This is a genomic window from Acidithiobacillus sp. HP-2 (genome assembly GCF_015100155.1).
Taxonomy (GTDB): Bacteria; Pseudomonadota; Gammaproteobacteria; order Acidithiobacillales; family Acidithiobacillaceae; genus Acidithiobacillus.
The window spans coordinates 1-19,645 of record NZ_JACKZA010000028.1; the positions used below are offsets into that span (position 1 = coordinate 1).

The window sequence follows — 19,645 nt, forward strand, 5'->3', positions numbered from 1 at the left end:
CCTTTCAGGACATCTTCACGATCAAGAATCGCCACCAGGGGGCTACCCTCTTGAAAGCCTGGTTGGAAAACGCCAGAACCAGCGATCTGCCGCCTATCGTCAGGGTCGCCTACACCATCATGAATCACTGGGATGGCGTGCTCCGATGGTTCGAGAGCCAGATCACCAATGGAATTCTGGAAGGTTTCAACAGCCTCATTCAATCCGCCAAGGCCAAGGCTCGGGGTTACCGCACGCACAAGAACTTTATCAACATGGCCTACCTGATCCTGGGCAAGCTGGATCTCAGGCTACCCACTTGAAATGACGAGGAACCGCGTATGCTTAACAAACATCCCATAGAAAAAAAACCGTTCCATTTCAGAAGATCGATGTATTTCTCAGAAATACATAAAACTGCCATCATTCATCCTACCGCACAAATTGGTAACGGTTGTGAGATTGGGCCACACGTTTATATAGGTCCAGAGGTTGAAATTGGAGAAAATAACATCATCCATAGAAATGTGGATATTGCGGGATGGACAAAAATCGGTAACAACAACAAAATATACTCTTATGCTGCACTGGGAGGAGACCCTCAGGACCGCACCTATTGTGGAGAAACCACCAAACTTTCCATAGGCGATGATAATATCATCAGGGAGTTTGCAACCATCAGTCGTGGTACCACCAAAGGTGGAGGCATCACCCTGATTGGAGATCACAACATGTTCATGGCGTACTCTCATGTTGCACATGATTGCGTCATCGGCAGCCACGTTACACTCGTCAACTCTGCCAATCTTGCCGGACATGTGCAGGCACAGGACTACTGCTTTATTGGTGGATTAGTCGCCATACATCAACATGTAATTGTTGGTCGTTTGGCCATAATCGGCCTTAATGCGTCGGTAGCAAGAGATGTTCCACCTTTCACTATGGCGGCAGGTAACCGTGCCACACTGCGCGGAATCAACATAATCGGGTTAAGACGTAATGGCTACAGCCAAGCATCCATCAATACATTAAGAAAAGCCTATCCGATATTATTCCGCCAACGCCACAAATTAAGTGACTGCATAGAGCGATTAAAAATGATGGATTTATACAAAGACGATGTAATAATCAAACTTACCCATTTCTTGTCTGCATCCCAGCGGGGTTATTTACGCCATAACAAAAATTCTGATTCAGATCAGGATTAAGATTAAATATGCAAAAACTCAGCATATTGATGACGAATATCATCATGGCCGAACGTACCGGCACAGAAATGGCCACTTTCGAACTCGCACTGGCACTCTACCAACGTGGGCATCGGGTCATGGTTTACTCGCCTTCTTTAGGCCGACTGGCCATGGAACTCGCCGCTCGCGGCATACCCGTTGTCGATGACATATCCCAAATCGGGATTGTCCCCGACATCATTCATGGTAACCATAATGTCGCCCTTGCAACCGCAATGATCCGCTTCAGTAAAACGCCTGCGGTGTTCGTGTGCCATGATGTCATCAACCCGTTCGACAAGCCGTTCCGCAGCCCGCGTATTACCCACTATCTGGCCGTAGATTACGCCTGCCAGGAGCGGCTACTCGTCAGTGGTATTCCAAAGCAGCAAACGGAAGTAGTGATTAATGCGGTGAATACGGATGAATACACACTCAAACCAGATATTTCTCCGAAACCGCGCAAGGCGCTTGCGATTATCAAAGCATTCAACCTGCCTTTCCTGAAAGAGGCTTATATCGATACACTCGCTGCTGCCAGCAATTCGCGCAACATTTCACTCACTCTTGCTGGACGCGGTGTTGGCAATGAAATAGAAAATATTTCCAGTATTATTCATGACTACGACATCTGTTTCTGCTTTTCACGTAGTGCCATGGAAACCTGTTGTGCGGGTACCCATGTGATTGTTACAGACGAATTTGGTTACGGCGGTGTATTGGATGCCGAATTGGCGAAACAGTGGCCCGATAATCACCTCAGTAAGCACATCGCTCTTGGTCCGGTAACCCAGGTGAATCTGTTGCACGGCATTGATCTTTACCAGCCGAGAAAAATCAAAGAAGCGGCTCAGGCATGGCGTAATCTGACTAGTATGGATACGCTTGTGGAGCGTTGGGAAAGCATTTATCACAATAGTATCCATAACTGGAAATCACTGAATGCTGCGGATCATGAAGATGCGGAGTTATCTCATTTCATATCCGGATTTTTGCCGCGCGCCACGGGTGAACTGCGCAGCGTAGCCGCAATAAAACAAAGCGTTAGTCCTATGATGCGCATGGAGCACATCGATGCACTAACCGATCTCTGGCAAAATGACATGCCATTTTCAGATAATTCCTTGGCGAGCACCCTGATTTTGGGTGAAGGTTGGTCATATCCAGAACCTTCGGGGGTATGGAGTTGTGACGATACCGCTCAACTCAAGTTGCCCATAAAACTTCTAAAAAATCACGGACGAATCGTAGAGTTATACTGCAAGCACTATTTCCCGGCAACAGCCCCAGCCGAGGAAACGGCAAAAGTCGACGTCTATCTTCGCGACAAGCAAATCATCGTCCTAAAATTTCCTCATAAGAATCCGGGCACTTCTACGGAAATATGGAACAAAATTGAAATACCTATCGAAGTACTTGATAGCCAAGACTTACTGATCACTTTACGTCTGGTCATTTGTCAGCCCCGATCCCCAGCTCTCTGCAAAGGTGGCGAAGACCAACGCACGCTGGGTATCCGGCTTATGGCCCTGCGTCTTTCCCAACCTAAGAATACTCAATTAGGAATGCAAAATCATGGTTGATATATTTATATCTGGTGATAATGATAATTCAGAACTAAGCAAAATAGAATCTATAAAAATAGATCCAGGAAGCACGGAAGAATATTTTGAGAAACCGAATATAAGCATCAGTGGAAATATTGATTCTTATGATCATGGTTTTGTTTATGGTTGGGCAATGAATCAAGACGAACCAAAATCATCAGTTGCAGTGAATGTCATGCTAGGTAGTGTATGCATTGGTTGTGGAGAGGCAAATATTTTCCGTGAAGATCTTCTTATTGCTGGTTTAGGAGACGGAAAGCATGCCTTCAAAATTAAAGTAAAACCAATACCTGCTGATGGGCTTCTCTATAAAATTTATCTTATGGACGATACCTCTGGAAAGCGCATAGAATGCAATGCACTTGAGATCAAAAATAGCGACAGTGCTTACATATCAATTCATAACATCGAATTTGGACATCTGAGCGGAGAAGTGGTCGGCCTCGCTACTTCGGAAGACCATGCTCCTCTCATTTTATCTTTTGACAATGGCAGAGTCACCGAAAATTGTGGCGCTGTTCGTGGCCAGGATGAAAAATATCGATTTAACATTAAGATTCCGTCAGAGCTTATGGATGGTATGCCTCATATCATTGTCGTTACGATACCAGGCCATCCCGGTGTCGAGGCCAGTTATGTGGATGTACTGCCCGCAATTCTCACTAGTTGGGAACATCTTGTCAGTAGCGCTAAAGAGCTGACCTACGGGGCCATCTCTCGTACAGCTGCTTTTCGTTACGATTCTCTCAAAAGGAACGTTGAACAACTGACGAAAAGCGGCACAGATGTAAAATCCATCACTAACCTAATGACTGCCCATCAAGCAGTGGTTGAAGGTTATGAATCACGGAAAAAATATCCAAAAATATCGCTACCAAATAATCAAGAACCGGATGTCAGCATCGTCATCCCGGTCCATAACAAGTTTAGCTTAACCTACCACTGCCTTGCCTCGTTAGTCTTGGCTCAAAATGTGGCCAGCTACGAAGTCATCGTGGTGGATGATGTGTCCACGGACGAAACCATAGACATTGCCAAATATATCGAAAATATTCACCTTATCACCAACAAAACCAACCTCGGCTTTCTCCGCAATTGCAATAAAGCAGTTAAAGAAGCGCATGGTAAGTACGTTGTTATGCTTAACAACGATACTGAAGTAACCTCTGGCTGGCTAGATGAATTAATCAGCACGTTTGATCGTATTTCGATGGTTGGTATAGCTGGATCAAAGCTTATATATCCTGATGGCAAACTCCAGGAAGCGGGTGGTATTGTCTGGGGTGATGGCCACCCTTGGAATCTTGGTAATGGAGGTAATCCTCAAAGTCCAGAATGGAATTATGTCCGCCAGGTAGACTACCTTTCAGGCGCTGCAATTATGATTCCTCGCGTCATATGGAATGAGGTCGGTGGTTTCAGCGAGGAATTTGCACCGGCCTATTATGAAGATACAGATATTGCCTTCAAGGTTCGTGCAGCGGGTTACAAAACGGTCTATGTGCCGCAATCTGTCGTGATTCATTTTGAGGGTATGAGTAATGGTCGTGATGAATCGAAAGGGATAAAGAAAAATCAAGCTATCAATGCGCCTAAGTTTAGAGCAAAGTGGGTTGATGATTATATTAACAACGGACAACCATGTTGGGAAAATGTGTGGCGCAATAAAGATCGCAACGTGACCTGCCGTGTTTTAATGATTGACTACACTACTCCAATGCCAGACCATGATGCAGGCTCTTATGCTGCAGTCCAGGAAATGCGGATGCTACAGGCCAACGGTTGCAAAATTACTTTTGTACCTGAAAACATGGCCCACATGGGTAAATACACCGACGCGCTGCAGCGTGCCGGTGTAGAGTGTCTGTACTATCCTTTCTACGATAGCATTCAAAATATCCTGGAAAAACGGGGTCGCGAATTCGATCTGGTTTACATTACCCGTTATGATGTTGCTGACCGTTATATTGATCATATTCGTAGACATGCAAGTGCTAAAGTAATGTTCAATAATGCTGATCTGCACTTTCTTCGCGAACTTCGTATGGCCCTTTCTAAGGGTGATAGGGATCTTTCAGGACCGCTTGCTACGCGTGACAAAGAGCTCGCGTTAATGCGTAATGTGGACGCGATTCTTACCTATAACAGTACCGAGCAGGCTGTCATAATGAGCCACAATCTGAACAATGAAAATATGTATATTTGCCCATGGGTGCTAAACACTCGCGGGCATCAAATCCCTTTTAAAGAACGCACGGGTATTGCTTTCCTGGGAGGGTATCGTCATACGCCAAATATTGAGGCTGTTGAGTTTTTTGTCACAGATATTATGCCTTTATTAAGAAAAAAAATACCCGATGTGATATTTCATATTTACGGAAGTCATATGCCCGAGAGCTTCAAAAAGTTTGAGGCTGACGACGTTATCCTTGAAGGCTTCGTCGAAAGCTTGGATGATGTTTTCGAAACTTGTCGTGTTTTCGTGGCGCCTCTCCGATCAGGCGCAGGCATAAAAGGGAAGGTACTGGAAGCAATGGCTTGTGGCATTCCGACCGTACTTACCAGCATAGCTGCCGAAGGAACTGGTCTTTCGCATGGTATCAATGCTTATTTAGCCGAAAGACCCAGTGAGTGGGTTGAAGGCATCGCCAAGCTCTATGAAGACGAAGCATTATGGAACGAATTTTCCAAAAATGCTTTACGACTAGCTGAAAACAATTTTTCTTTCGAGCATGGTCAGAGTGCTATGAGGACAGCGCTGAACGGTGTAGGCATTTATCCACCTAATAATTGTAAGGCTATTGTGACTGGTTGATTTATAGCTCTTCGCCAGATTGTGAACTTTCAGTGGTCGAATCTGGGGTATGTGATGTACGAAGATGATGATGGTGAATGCCGTGAGCTTCAAAGACAAAGCGATACGGCTAGGTTTTTATGTCCATTTGCCCAGGAAATATACTCCTCTTGCCAGATCTGCAGAGCAGCATGTCCAGTTCCGCAAACGCCACTAGGCTACCACATTACTAAAAGCCTAGTTGGAGAACGCTAAGGTCTGCCGCCAGTCGTAACAGCCGCCTACACCATCATAAATTACTGGGACGGTGTGCTCCGCTGGTTCGAGAGAAAATCATCATCATCAACATGCCATATGATCCTAGTTAAGCTTGATCTCAGACTATCCACTTAAAATTCGAGGAATCTTATATGTTAATCGGTACACACATATTTTGTGAATTTAGTCCTTTAAATTGGTTTGAGTCGGCCAATATTGACGATATTGTCAGTGAACTCGACAGCGTAGTGAGTAATGGTTTTAATTGCGTCTTTCTGATTATTCCATGCGCGCCAATAATTTATGATACAGAACAGAAGTCGGCTTTATTGATTACCATTTTAAAGGAGGCACGCTATCGACAGCTAGAAGTTCATATTCGCGCCTGTTATCTATGGGAATCAGGAATTTACCCTAATAGTACATACCATATACTGAGTCAGGCCATGCATCAGCCAGCCGAGCACCAATTACTTGTTCGCTATTTTGAGATTTTACGAACTTGCATTGATTGCAGCGATAATCCAGTCGTCAAGGTTTTTATTTCATGGGAGGACTTCTATTGGCCCATTTTTCGTCATTGGCCGTTACTAAACGAGAGCGAGAGGGCGGACATTGCGCATCGGGCTGGCTATGTGCAATTTGTCCATGCCCTGTGCTTAACATCGACACCTATGATCATTCCGCCATCAAATGATGTTTCGATCTCAATATTTATTTCTTTTTTCGACACAATTCTGTTGCCACGCATTCTTCGCCTAGCGAAGGAAATAATTGGAGCAATTGGATACGAATATCGAATCGACTCAGACGAGTTACCAAAAGAGGCTGAGGATACGCATCGCAAATTCTATCACTGGCAGCGCTCTCAGCTTTATGTTGATCAGTCCTATATTTATTTTCATCAAAATATTGGTGGCCCCGGCTCAAAAAATTTAAGCGGAGAAGATGCAGCTCTGAATTTACGTAACTTACTTCGCACAATTGCACCAATGTTTAGGCATGGAGAACAACTGCCGATTATAGATCAATTTAACTTCATTGATTCAACTGAGAATTCTTGGTCTGCTCTAAAAAAAGATGCATCGACCTTTGATGCTTTCTTCAAAAAAAGCTTAGAAATTATCAATGAATCGTCTTCAGGTGTCGTATTATGGAGCTACAGAGATTGGCCAAAAGATATAGTTTTCAATGGTAAATTTCGGTATGGCGACAAGGGATGGGAAACTTATGGAGAATTAAATTTTGATGAAAATAATGGCATAATTGCTATGTCTGGTGCTAAGTTATTGCAAAGGTTTAATCTAGAACTTAATGACACAAAGTTTGTAACTATCAGAATTATTGCATCGCCACTGGGGTCACTTTCTGCTTCGCTTTCTGTCGCTTATGGTGATAATGCTGTAAACACTGCCTGTTATGGCGAAGATATCACCCTAAAGCTACCATTCTGTACTAATAATCTCATTACAATAAAGGTGATAAAAGGTAGTGTAAAAATAAGTCAGGTTTCTGTATACGATAGAATTTATTCTCAGGGTGGAAAATCCATTAAGGATGAGACAACAGAATCTTCAGAAGCGTTTCTTGCGTTCAGTAAATCACTTTCGCGCAAGAGCAACTGACAAGTATACGAGGCTGGCAACTACTGTTGTTTTTTCGTAAGCGTCTAAGCAACCCACCTTCCCAAATTTTCTGACCTGACCGATCCTGATCTGCGTTCAGCGCGGAGGGTTGGGGATGAAGAAAGCAGAGAAAGTCGCTTATTGGCGGCAACAAGTGGATGCCTTTCAGGCGAGCGGCCTTACGGTTAAGCATTATTGTGCGCAGACGGGGATCGCCGTAGCCACGCTGCATTACTGGCGCAAACGCTTTGCTGATTCTGCGAGTACGCCGTTGCTGGCCGCCGTGCCTGAAGGGTTTTTGCCGGTGACTCTGGCTGCACCGGTCAGCTCGCCTGTTTTATCGGTGGAAATCCACCTGTTGTACGGTCGGAGCCTGAAGCTTGTAGCATCAGTAGATACCAGTTTTCATGCATGGTTAGTTTGCCCCCCTGATTTTTGCATCAATCATCCGATCCATTGCCTGCATGAGTGGAAGCATGGCATGCACGCTTTTCCAGGCCTGTTTCAGGCGTTTTTGGATGGCAGGTGTATCCAGATCTTTTCTATCCTGCGCCACAGCCAGAAGATCCCGATAAAGCCCGACTATAAATGCTGGACAATCAGGATCCTCTGCCAAATCAACCTGCGTATGACGGGTATGGCGCAGGTTTTTATCGAGAAAATTCCCCACATATTTTGCCAGCCGATCTTCCTTTACGACCAGCTCCAGACGATCAGCAATCCGGTACAACTGCTCTTCTGGCGCTTTAATCAAAGCGTCATAGTTGACCAGCACCCGTCGCTGGCCGTTGGTGAGCAAAATACTGTTCACCGTATGCGTCAACCAGAGCAGATAACTTTGGGTGCGATCCATACCATCACGCTTCTGCAGGGAATCGGCAATGCTGACAGGATTCCGCAATGCCAGAAAATACGCCACAGATCCACCTGCAATTTTCAGCACCTCCTGCCAAAATGCCAGCAGGCGGCATAAACGGGGGTCTTTAAACGCAAAAGGTTGTGAATCCAACCGTTTGCCTTGCAGCAAGGTCACGGCTTTTTCCAGGTATCCGTTGGCAAGCAACCAATCCACCTGCCCTTTCGATAAGGGGGTACTTTGATACCACCGGGTACCCAATGCCTGCAGCATTTCCTCATTCAAATGATAAATGTCCATGTCCTCCCAAAAGCCTTTGGGATTAACATCAGGCACGGGCGCCATCAGGTTCTGCCCCAAGTGCGCACCCAAAGCCCGAAGGCCACAGGTCATGGCACTGGTACCACTGCGGTGCATCCCCAACACGGGTATCCAACAAGGGCTAGCCATCATGATGACGCTCCTGTAATTCAGTCACAAAATGATTAAGCATCCCGCCGCACATACATTTCAACGCCCCAGTGTCCGCCATGATCTCCCAGCCGAACATGGATTTCGTGAATACCTTCAGATTGAATCGTCTGCATCAGATGATTCAGATCATATGCATTCATTTGCATATGCGGTTCACGCAAGGGTTTACCCCGTAAAAAATTTACCAGGAGCCTGCCCCCCGGCAACTGATGACTCAAAAAAGCGTAGAAACGACTGGCGGGATGTACTTGCGCATACTTGAAATGGAATACCCCTATGCCCCCCGGAGCCAGTCGCTGCAACAACTTTTTCAGGATCTTCTGTCCGCGTGCTTCAGGAATATGTTGAAACACAATAAACGATAACATGAAATCAAAATGCATCCGGTCTATCGCTGAAAGCGCGTCATCCGCCACCAACCAATGCAAATTTTGGGCGCCGAGCAGATTCGCATAACGTTGGGCTTCACTGAGCATGGCAGGCGCCACATCCAAGCCGAATACCTGAGTAAATTGCCGGGAAAGAGGCAAGGTGAGCCGACCTACGCCACAACCAAAGTCCAGGGCGTTTCCCTTAAATCCATTATCACCAAAAAAGCGCTGGCACTGATCCAGAACCATATTGACGTGACTCTGGCCAGAATCAAAAAAAAGGGCCCGCTGCTCGTCAGAAAGTTGCGGCTCCCGAAATGCCGGATCCCTCAATACCCCGTAATAAGGCTGAGTGCGGGCAATATGCTGCCAATCTGAGTCTGTATCAGACATTGGCAGCCTCATTGGTTCGCAGGGTCAGATAAGACGGCTTCCAGCTCATGTATTGCAACCCTCAAAACCTTTTCAGCGAAAAATCTTCAAACTCCAGACTCAAGTTCGGATTATAAGCAGGATCCGCTATCTTGCCCCAGCAGGTTTTCATATATTCGAATTCGTACTCAAAAATCGCTTTCTTTTCAGGCGTATCATCATGGCCCCGGCTGAGGGATTCATGGTGATAAAGCAAAGCATAGGGGGTAAACACATTGCGGTAACCCGCTTTCAACAGTTTCAGGCAGAAATCCACATCATTGAAGGCCACTTTCAGGTTGATGGCATCCAGCCCGCCGGCCTCTGCAAAGACCGACTTACGCACGGCCAGACAGGCGGCAGTGACCACCGAATAATTCTGTGTGGCAATGGCACGGAAATAGTATCCCGGCTCGGTACCACCCAGATAGCGATGGACATGACCTGCCACACCGCCAATGCCAAGCACCACACCCGCATGCTGAACCATATCATTGGGGTACAGCAGTTTGGCGCCTACGGCACCAATTCCGGGGCGCAGGGCATGGCCGACCATTTCGGTGAGCCAGTCCCGACTGATGACCTCGATGTCATTGTTGAGCAAAACAACCACTTCCCCTTTCGCCTGCTCTACAGCAAAGTTGTTGATGGCTGAATAATTGAATGGGAACGGATAGGCAATGACCCGGATGCGCGCATCCTGCTGGATAGTCTCGAACCATGCCAGGGTCTGGGCTTCCACCGAACCATTATCGACAATCAGTATTTCCCAAGCTGGATAGTCAGTGCGCTGCTGAACGCTTTCCACACAGGCTTTCAGAATGTCGAGCTTGTCACGGGTGGGAATCAGGATGCTGACAAGGGGCGCGGGTGAAGGTATCGGGTGACAGACGCGATAAATACCGGGCACTGCTCCAGCAAGCACGTGGGCACCTTGTTCCTTGAAATGGTCGGAAACCGCCCGTAGACCGGCCTCCATGCCTGATTGTGCATACGGTGCAGTTAAAGCACTGGCTTGCCGCGCATCCAGGTCCCGACAATGACACAAGACACGCGGAATATGGAGAATCTGCGCGTCTGTACAGTCGGCAACGCAGCGCAGTGTCAAGTCATAGCACTCTGCCCCATCAAAACCCCGCCGAAAGCCACCCAAGTGTCGAACCGTTTCCGTCCGCCACAAACGCAGATTGCCCATATAGTCAAAGGCCGTAAAAAAATCCGGATTCCAGTCCGGCTTGAAGTGTGGTGCATGTCTGCGGTTTTTGTCGTCGATCCAGTCATGATCTGCGTAGATGACCACCGCATCGTTGTGGTCTTGAATGGCTTTCGCCGCAAAAAGTAATGCCTGCTCAGGCAGAAGGTCATGCGGGGCAAATACTGCGAAAAATTCACCCTGAACCTGTTGCAGTAAAGCGTTCAGGCCCGCTGCCACACCGGCTTGCGCATCCAGTTCTTCAAGCAGGATACGCGCATCTTCGCGGCGCGCATTTTCCAATAACTCGCGACATTCAGCCGAGACACGCCCATCCATACCCAGCAGGAGCTCCCAATGGGGATATTGCTGGTTCCGAATGGAAGTCAGCATTGTTGAGAGCAAGAATGGTTCTGCATCCCGTAAAATCACGATCAGGCTGATTAACGGTTTTGCCTCTGCCGCCTGTATGGAAGCCATCATGGCATTCATCTCGACAGGTTTGATGGTGTCATGCCGTGTCAGAAACTCGGCGTAATCATGCCCCCGGTAACGCTGAATTTTAAGGCGTGCAGTGCGAATGTAGGCGTCCTGAAGATGAAATACCGCGCCACGCCAAGTCAGACCACCGCGTGCTTTGCCACGACTACCCCGCACGGCCCAAAGCGTTTCCACCACGCGATGCGTGCGCCGAAAAAAACTCTCCATGGCACTGATACGGTGGACCAACAGATGACTTTGTGAAAAAAAGCCTGGGGCCTGCATGGGCGACCAAAACAAACTGATTACAGGGCTTGGCAGGTAAAACACTTCCCGGATGGAACCGCGCAAATTGCTGGGTATAGGGATTTGAAATTCAGCGCTACCATCACCATCACCCGTTCCAAAAAAGCGGGCTTCGCGGTCCCCTGTATGGCGCACCAGTGCGGCTTCCAGATAAAACCAGCCACCTTTAGCGAGTTCTGTGGTCATTTCTACCGAAAGGCATGGCCATTCAGAAATCCCTTTGTATTCTCCAGAAAGACCGTCGATTTCCGCGACATTCTCTTGAGGAACCAGTCGCACGGGCACAAAACGGCGAGGTAGAAGCTCAACCAAGGATTCCAAAAAGCTGGCAAAAGGGGTTAGCGGTAATAGTCGCCCTTTGACTTGAAGAACATATTCAGCTTCAGATAAGGGCTGAGAGGGGCGCACACTTTTCAACGTGTCCAGCCCAAATCAAATTCTGAAAGCATTGTGGACACCGCACAGGCCAACGGTCCATTCAAAAAAGTTGCAGTGACCACATCAGTCATAGACTTCGGCTTGCGCAAATTGCGGTGCGGCAGCGTCCTTTGCCGCCAATAGTGGAGTATGGCCATCCAGTGGCCATGCAATGGCAAGCTGCGAATCATTCCACAGGATGCTCCGGTCATATTCCGGATACCAGTATTCTGTCGTTTTATAGAGAAAATCAGCCTGCTCTGATAAGACCACAAAACCATGCCCGAAACCGGGTGGTACCCAGAACTGCCGATGATTGTCCGCAGAGAGTTCTACGCCCACCCATTTACCGAAATTCGGTGAGCTACGCCGAAGATCTACCGCTACGTCCCAAACCCGACCTGAGACTACCCTAACCAGCTTGCCTTGCGGCTTGACGCGCTGATAGTGCAATCCACGCAATACGTGCCTGGCTGAGCGGGAGTGATTATCCTGCACAAAATCCAGGTCAAGGCCAGAAACACTTTGAAAAGTCTTGCGGTTGAAGCTTTCCAGAAAAAATCCACGCGCATCACCGAAGACCTTGGGTTCGAGAATAAGCACTTCGGGAATAGCGGTTGGAATGACGTTCATGCTTTCTCCTGTAAAACTCTGAGTAAATATTGCCCGTAGCCGCTTTTGTGCAATGGGGCCGCCAAACGTTCAAACTGCGTGTTGTCTATCCATTTCGCCCGCCAGGAGATTTCTTCAGGACAGGCGATTTTTAGACCCTGGCGCTTTTCGATGGTAGCGATGAATTGCCCGGCCTCCAGCAAACTTTCGTGGGTACCGGTATCCAGCCAGGCAAATCCACGACCCAGAGTCTGGACCTGCAGTGTGTTTTGAGCCAGATAAACGCGATTCACGTCAGTAATTTCCAACTCGCCGCGTGGTGAGGGTTTAAGGCCAGCCGCAATGTCACAAACCTGCGCATCGTAAAAGTACAAGCCGGTCACCGCGTAATTGCTCTTGGGTTGATGGGGCTTTTCTTCAATAGAAAGGGCCTTGCCACTCTTATCGAAATCCACCACCCCATAACGTTCCGGGTCATGCACGTGATAGGCAAAGACGGTAGCGCCCGAGGCCTGCGTATTGACGGCTTGCAGTGCGCTTTGCAGGTCATGCCCCCAGAACAGGTTATCTCCCAGAACCAAAGCACTGGGCGAATCACCAATGAAGTCGCGGCCAATGATAAAAGCCTGCGCGAGTCCATCGGGTGAAGGCTGCACGGCGTAATGCAAATTTAGACCCCATTGACTTCCATCACCTAAAAGCTGGGTGAAACGTGGCGTATCCTGGGGGGTGGAAATGATCAATATTTCACGAATACCCGCCAGCATCAGCGTGGAGAGCGGATAATAAATCATCGGCTTGTCGTAGACCGGTAAAAGTTGTTTGCTGAGCGCCTGGGTTACTGGGTGCAGACGGGTACCGGAACCTCCTGCCAATATAATACCCTTGCGATGAACAGATTTGGGGTTGCTATTCATAGCGTTTCTCCATATTGCTGATTTACCCATTGTCGATAGGCGCCGCTAGTGACGTGCTCCACCCATTCAGTATGATCGAGGTACCACTGTACGGTGCGCTCCAATCCTGTAGTAAAGGTTTCCTGCGGTTTCCAATCAAGCTCGCGACCAATCTTTGTGGCATCGATAGCGTAACGTCGATCATGGCCGGGACGATCTGTGACAAAAGTGATTTGAGTCCGATAGCTTTGACCGTCAGAACGTGGACGCAGCCGATCTAAAAGGTCGCATAGGGTATGTACCACGTCGATATTACGTACTTCATTGTGACCACCGATGTTGTACGTTTCTCCAGGTTTACCCGCATCTAACACGCGGGCGATGGCACGGCAGTGGTCTTCCACATATAACCAGTCCCGCACATTCTGACCATCGCCATAAACGGGCAGAGGCTTACCTGCGAGGGCGTTATGAATCATGAGCGGAATGAGCTTTTCCGGGAACTGATAAGGACCGTAGTTATTGGAACAGTTAGTGGTGAGTGTGGGCAAACCATAAGTATGGTGCCAAGCGCGTACGAACTGGTCGCTAGCAGCCTTACTGGCGGCGTAAGGACTATTGGGTGCATAAGGTGTCGTCTCCGTGAAGGCCGGATCGTTAGCCCCGAGGCTACCGTAGACCTCGTCCGTGGATACATGCATGAAACAGAAGGCGATCTTATCAGCCTCTTGCAAGCTGCCCCAATACGCGAGAGTAGCCTCAAGCGACTCATAAGTCCCCAGCACATTCGTTTGCACAAAAGCCTCTGGAACATAAATAGTACGGTCCACATGGCTTTCGGCAGCAAAGTGCAAGAGCGCGCGAGGTTGGTGGTGGACCAGCATCGCATCAAATGTAGCGCGGTCACGAATATCTACCCGAACAAAGTGATATCGCCTGTCGGAAGCGATAGAGGCAATGTTTTCCATGTTACCCGCGTAAGTAAGAGCGTCAATCACCAGTATGTGCTCTGCAGGCTGGCCCAGCCATTGGTGAACAAAATTAGCACCGATGAAACCTGCTGCTCCGGAGATGAAGATCATGCATTAAGCACCTCTTACGAAAAAATCAAATGACGGTAGAAAAATTTTCAAACCTGAATTTGTTTCCAAAAACTAAAACTTCTACGACATCACCAATTGAAAGTGGTTTCTGGTGTGTATATCGAAAGCCACAAATTCCATCTAAAGAAAACCCATGATCTTTGACATCTGGCCTATAAAATTTGCATAGGGAATAGTCTTGATGCACACCATTAACAAAGATGGATACCATAAGATTACTAGCGTTACCATTCTGACGCACAAGCCAACCTGCACATTCAAATTCATTAACAATATCCAAGCAACCAAAAATATTAACATTAAGATCCGTATGATCCAAAATATCATAAATTTCAGAAATCTTTTTTTTGACCGCACATATCCATTGATCTGGGAAAGTAAATCGGGAATCATCAAAGTCATGATATTTGAAAAATTCTTCATTACGCTCAAAATTTTCAATTGTGCCCATAGCGCTACCTCTCTTCATTTTTTTTAGAAACTCCTCTTTAGATTTGACAACATAGTGGTTAATCCTCAAAGGAGAGGGTTCAATACGATCAATAAGCCCTGAAAGCGAAGCTCTTTGGAATATACCGTCAATTGGCCACACAAAACTTTCGATTTGATTACCGTTGCAATTAACAATCTTATATCCAGAGTTCAAGAAAAAAACATGGACATTATCAATTTTATTTACACGAGAGACCCTTACCGCACTTTTTACATGATTATTCACCGTTCGGCTCTGAACTGGCAATAATTCAATACTACCATTCAAATCACCAAGACATCTTTCAAAACGCTCAATTACCAGTCCCTCATTCTGGTTTTCTAAACCAGACGAACCAAAACACCTCCAATTCAAACAGACCATATCGATGGTAGAATCTGAAAACAATTGCTCAAGATGTTTTGGGACTTCTCCCAAAATGAAAGAATCATGCACCAAAAACTCATCGGCATCAATAAAAATCAACACATCGATTGAGGAAAGCGAGAACTCTAAAATTCTATTGTATGCAAATATTTGTGCATTTTCAGGCAAAACAGGCTGATATATCAACTCAACTAACCGAGCCTGTTTTAGAGCTTCTAAAAGCTCTCTTGTACCATCATGAGAACCATTATCAGCTATAAAAAATTTATCAAATCCAGCAACCATATGATGAGCAAGCCATTCAATTACATAGCAATACTCATCCCGAAAAATCGCACCAATTCCTAATTTCATAGCCTATCTCCAATAGTGATGATCGAACCAGTTATACGAATTTTTCGACTTTACAGATGACTCTTCGACCTTTTAATTGGGTAGCCTGTGACCCAAGCTTATCAGGATCAGACAGGCCATGTTGATAATGTTGTTGTGGGGTACGATACCGCCCCCACTTTCATCTTGGTGGTTAGATGAGGGTATTGAAGGCGCAAGAATACCTTTATTGATATGCTTTTCTCTAATCTCATATCGTAAAATCTTCTCGATGAATAGTAAGGTTCGGGTTGTAGTATGGGTCAGCCTTGAGGATATTACCCCATTTGGACAGCATGAATTCTATCTCCTTGCTGAAACGTTCTTGTTTTTCTGGCGTATCTTCCTGGCCTCGGCTGATGGATTCGTGGTGGTAGAGTTCAGCGTAGGGTGTCCAGATGTTGCGGTACCCTGCTTCGCGTACTTTGAGGCAAAAATCCACATCGTTAAAAGCAACCTTGAGGTTGCATTCATCAAGACCACCCACTTGGTCGAACACCGATTTTCGAACAATCAAGCAAGCGGCTGTAACACCTGAAAGATTTTGTGTTAACTGGAGCCGACGGAAGTAACCTGGATGATCTCTAGGAAAGAGTTTATGTGAGTGTGCTGCGACTCCACCAAGGCCCATGATGATACCAGCATGTTGTATCGTGTCATTATTATAGTAGAGCTTAGCCCCCACACAACCTATATCTTCACGCAGAGCGTGGCTAACCATTTCAATAAGCCAGTCGGAGGAAATGACTTCGACATCATTATTGATCAGACCAATTAAGTCGCCTTTAGCTTGTCGTACGCCAAAATTATTGATGGCGGAATAATTGAACGGATGGTCGTAACGGATAACCTTGACGCGAGCGTCCTGCCGTTGGATAGTTTCAAACCATTCAATGGTTTCCGACATTACGCTACCATTGTCAAGAATAATGATCTCGTAGTTCGGGTAGGTAGTTTTTTCTAGAATGCTGCGCACGGCTACTTCTGTTATAGTTTTTTTATCCCGCGTTGGGATTAGCAAACTTACTAGCGGCGCAGGCTCTGGAATAGGCCAGCGAACTCTGTACGTATTGGGCGCGGGACCCGCCTCGACTTTAATTCCCAAAGGACCATTTTTTTTAAAATAATCAGTGAGTGCTTTGATGCCAACTTCTGTAGTGTAGTTTTTTTCCTCAGATGCGAGGGCTGTGGAGCCTTCCACTGCACGCCAATGATAGAGAATGCGCGGGATGTGGATGATCTGATTATTTTCCACATGCGGCAGACAGCGCAGTAGCAGGTCTTGATCTTGACTACCTTCTACGCCAGTACGAAAGCCATTGATGGAGTTCAGTAACGCGAGTTTGTAAACACCGAGATGAGAAATATAATTTGTTGAATAGAAAAGGTCTGGATTCCAATCACTTTTAAAGTGCGGGTCAAAACGTTGGCCATTAGCGTCGAGCTTGTCCTCGTCGCTGTAGAGGATCTGAGCGTCAGGATTATAATTGATAGCCTGCACCATGAAATACAAGGCATGCTCGGGGAGAACGTCGTCGTGGTCTAGTAGTGCGACGTATTCACCGGAGGCGATGTCGAGTGCGCTATTGGAAGCGCTGGAGATGTGGCCATTTTCATGACGGTAGACCACGTGGATGCGCGATTCTTTTTGTTCGTAATCCCTCAGAATCTGGCGCACATGTTCCTTGGATGAATTGTCATCAGCAATGCAAAGTTCCCAGTGAGGATAAGATTGGGCAAGGACGGAATCAATGCACGCCCGAAGATAAATGTCCGGTGTGTTATAGACCGGCATGACAATGGAAATGAGAGGCTTGAGGCCTATATTTTCAAGTGTGGCCAATACTATTTTTGGAGTGGGAAGGCTAGGAGTTTCGACGTTTTCGAGCCATTCCTCATAGGCAATAGGATTTGGGCGTGTTCCAAAGGTTTCGTTGTAGCGAATAAGAAGATGTTTAAGCGGTTCTAAATTTAGTAATTTTGCCTCAGAGGCGATGCGTTGCCACGCAACTTCCGTAGTGAGGTCGGTGAAATCGAGACATTGCGAAACAAGGTGTTGTAACATACCGCTTCTGGCATGGCTTTCGCCAATTTTGTCGAAACGCAGGGTTTTGACCTGGAAGGCACCCTCGGTTTCCGAGGGATCAAAACGGATGGCGCGAGCGGTTTTGGTTAGTTTAAAGATTCGACGCGCGGGTTGTCCAGATTCAGTGGTTAAGGTAATACTTCCGGCTTCATTAAAGCCCATGCCAGTATCGAAATAGAACTTTGCATTGGTTCGCTTGTACGGAGTGTGCATGCATAATTCGACTTCATGCCAATCTGTGGTTATTAAACCATCGCTGTTTGTATCAAGAAAAAAGTATGGATCTTCACCCTGTGATTGCCAATGAGAGGTATCCGAAGCGTTTCTTACGATCTGATGCATCGGCTTGAGACTAATGAGATTTTGACAAATCAAAGCATAATCATGCAGTATAAATTTATCGACATCACTAGATTTTCGGCCCTTTTTCGAAATTGATAGATTGAACTGTATGAATCTTTCCATTTCCGGAATTTCTTCCAGCAACTGTTCGTAGAGCTTAATAGCACTTTCATACTGTCCTTTCCGTAAAAGATCATTAGCTTTTTTTAACGTGGTTTCCATTTTTACAATTCCTCAACTTAGTTCTATCAAAGATTCTCGGACAGACGGATGAACTAATGGTACGCTTCGTGTTTTACCATGCTTGAAATTACCAGTCTCAGTTAATTGGACAAGCTCGGTGCGCTGGTAGCATGTTTCAGGGTTTCACCGGTCTTTCTGTCATGGTATTCCTAACAATCAAAATATTGAAATTGAGAACAGTTGCATTAGAGCAGAAGTTTTCACATGTCTGAGATATGCATATTTTTAAGCCACGCCAATCTCTCAGCCGCATACCAAGCTTGCTCGTCGCGATCTTGCTGGAGTGTAGCTAGTTGAGCGCGCAAGTCATCCAATTGTTTCAACAGCACGTTCTTTTCTTCTTCAAACTGAAATTTGTGTTGCTCAAGATTTTTGTTTTCTCTGCGCGCTAGTATCAAGACTTCCATCTCTTCTTGCTGTGCTAGGAAGTTGTAGAGGATTTCCGCGTTTTCTTTCTCCAGAACTTTCTTAGTTTGATAGAGATCGGCCAACTCGGATTCTCGCTGTACAGCCATATCTGCCAACTTGGCACACTCCTCTTCTAGCTGGTTTTTTTGTTGCTCAAGCTTGACCAAGCGGCTTTCCTTTTCTCGATCCTCAAGTATCAAGACTTCTATTCCTTCTTGCTGTGCGAGAAAGTTGTGGAGGATTTCCGTGTTTTTCCTCTCCAAATCATCATTGGCTTGTTGGAGAGAGTTTTGTATAACCTGCGCCTCGCGTAGCGTGCTGAGTTCCCTTTGCACCTGCACCAGTTGCTCAGTAAAAAAGCGTTCGGTGAGGCGTTCAAATGAGAAAAGACAGCTTTGGAGAGTATTTTCAACCCGGCTGTGGATTGCGAATCTGCCCCAAAACCAGTGATGTGAGCGGCGATAATTCTCGATGAGTTCTTTGAGTCCCTCAAGCTGGTCGTGTGGTTTACATTCCAGTGACTTAGAAAGCTGCACGATAACGGAGTACTTGCCGCGTCCTTGGGCCAGTCGACCAAGATAGTATGCCATGCCTTGGACATCGGGTTCCCGATTAAGCAGGCTGCGATAAGCCTCGGTGACAAATTCTCGTCCGTCTAGCGCGAAAAGTTCAGTAATATTCTGGATAGGCATAACAATACTCTCTAGCGGCAACAGAAAATAACA

At 46.5% G+C, this 19,645-nt stretch carries 14 protein-coding genes and 1 pseudogene; 6 read left to right on the forward strand and 9 right to left on the reverse strand.

What is annotated here, in order from left to right:
• From H7F11_RS15430 to tnpA, 6 genes and pseudogenes are all read left to right on the forward strand, one after another.
• Positions 1 to 302: transposase (locus tag H7F11_RS15430; protein WP_193658234.1), on the forward strand; the 302-nt coding region annotated here is incomplete at its 5' end.
• Between the two features lie 18 nt (positions 303 to 320).
• Positions 321 to 1,187 (forward strand): acyl-ACP--UDP-N-acetylglucosamine O-acyltransferase, encoded by an 867-nt coding sequence (lpxA, locus tag H7F11_RS15435; RefSeq protein WP_193651733.1) that lies wholly within the window; start codon positions 321 to 323, stop codon positions 1,185 to 1,187.
• An 8-nt stretch (positions 1,188 to 1,195) separates the two neighbouring features.
• The gene (locus H7F11_RS15440) at positions 1,196 to 2,791 is read left to right on the forward strand and encodes a glycosyltransferase (protein WP_193651732.1); all 1,596 of its coding nucleotides are present in this window, start codon (positions 1,196 to 1,198) and stop codon (positions 2,789 to 2,791) included.
• Entirely contained in the window at positions 2,784 to 5,630 is a 2,847-nt protein-coding gene (locus H7F11_RS15445; RefSeq protein WP_193651731.1) for a glycosyltransferase, read from the forward strand. The genes H7F11_RS15440 and H7F11_RS15445 overlap by 8 nt, the downstream gene beginning before the upstream one ends.
• A 389-nt stretch (positions 5,631 to 6,019) precedes the next feature.
• Positions 6,020 to 7,492 (forward strand): hypothetical protein, encoded by a 1,473-nt coding sequence (locus H7F11_RS15450; RefSeq protein ID WP_193651730.1) that lies wholly within the window; start codon positions 6,020 to 6,022, stop codon positions 7,490 to 7,492.
• A gap of 115 nt (positions 7,493 to 7,607) precedes the next feature.
• A pseudogene (tnpA, locus tag H7F11_RS17340) lies at positions 7,608 to 7,859 on the forward strand (IS66 family insertion sequence element accessory protein TnpA); the annotation flags it as partial.
• Between the two features lie 48 nt (positions 7,860 to 7,907).
• Here the strand turns inward: tnpA and H7F11_RS15455 are convergent.
• From H7F11_RS15455 to H7F11_RS15495, 9 genes are all read right to left on the reverse strand, one after another.
• Positions 7,908 to 8,801 (reverse strand): sulfotransferase family protein, encoded by an 894-nt coding sequence (locus H7F11_RS15455; protein ID WP_193651729.1) that lies wholly within the window; start codon positions 8,799 to 8,801, stop codon positions 7,908 to 7,910.
• Positions 8,802 to 8,833: 32 nt separating this feature from the next.
• Entirely contained in the window at positions 8,834 to 9,586 is a 753-nt protein-coding gene (locus H7F11_RS15460) for a class I SAM-dependent methyltransferase (RefSeq protein ID WP_193651728.1), read from the reverse strand.
• 61 nt (positions 9,587 to 9,647) lie between these two features.
• The gene (locus tag H7F11_RS15465; protein ID WP_193651727.1) at positions 9,648 to 11,894 is read right to left on the reverse strand and encodes a glycosyltransferase family 2 protein; all 2,247 of its coding nucleotides are present in this window, start codon (positions 11,892 to 11,894) and stop codon (positions 9,648 to 9,650) included.
• Positions 11,895 to 12,083: 189 nt separating this feature from the next.
• Positions 12,084 to 12,632 (reverse strand): dTDP-4-dehydrorhamnose 3,5-epimerase, encoded by a 549-nt coding sequence (gene rfbC, locus H7F11_RS15470; RefSeq protein ID WP_193651726.1) that lies wholly within the window; start codon positions 12,630 to 12,632, stop codon positions 12,084 to 12,086.
• Complete coding sequence (gene rfbA, locus H7F11_RS15475) at positions 12,629 to 13,528, reverse strand: glucose-1-phosphate thymidylyltransferase RfbA (protein WP_193651725.1); 900 nt, start codon at positions 13,526 to 13,528, stop codon at positions 12,629 to 12,631. Before rfbA ends, rfbC begins: the two co-directional genes overlap by 4 nt.
• Positions 13,525 to 14,589: a dTDP-glucose 4,6-dehydratase gene (gene rfbB / locus H7F11_RS15480; RefSeq protein WP_193651724.1), complete on the reverse strand. Its 1,065-nt coding sequence runs from the start codon at positions 14,587 to 14,589 to the stop codon at positions 13,525 to 13,527. Before rfbB ends, rfbA begins: the two co-directional genes overlap by 4 nt.
• Before the next feature lie 25 nt (positions 14,590 to 14,614).
• Positions 14,615 to 15,823 (reverse strand): glycosyltransferase family 2 protein, encoded by a 1,209-nt coding sequence (locus H7F11_RS15485; protein ID WP_193651723.1) that lies wholly within the window; start codon positions 15,821 to 15,823, stop codon positions 14,615 to 14,617.
• A 229-nt stretch (positions 15,824 to 16,052) separates the two neighbouring features.
• Positions 16,053 to 18,491, reverse strand: coding sequence for a glycosyltransferase family 2 protein (locus H7F11_RS15490; protein ID WP_227485572.1), 2,439 nt, complete (start codon positions 18,489 to 18,491; stop codon positions 16,053 to 16,055).
• A gap of 221 nt (positions 18,492 to 18,712) precedes the next feature.
• Positions 18,713 to 19,612 (reverse strand): DUF4214 domain-containing protein, encoded by a 900-nt coding sequence (locus H7F11_RS15495; RefSeq protein WP_193651722.1) that lies wholly within the window; start codon positions 19,610 to 19,612, stop codon positions 18,713 to 18,715.
• Between the last annotated feature and the right edge of the window lie 33 nt (positions 19,613 to 19,645).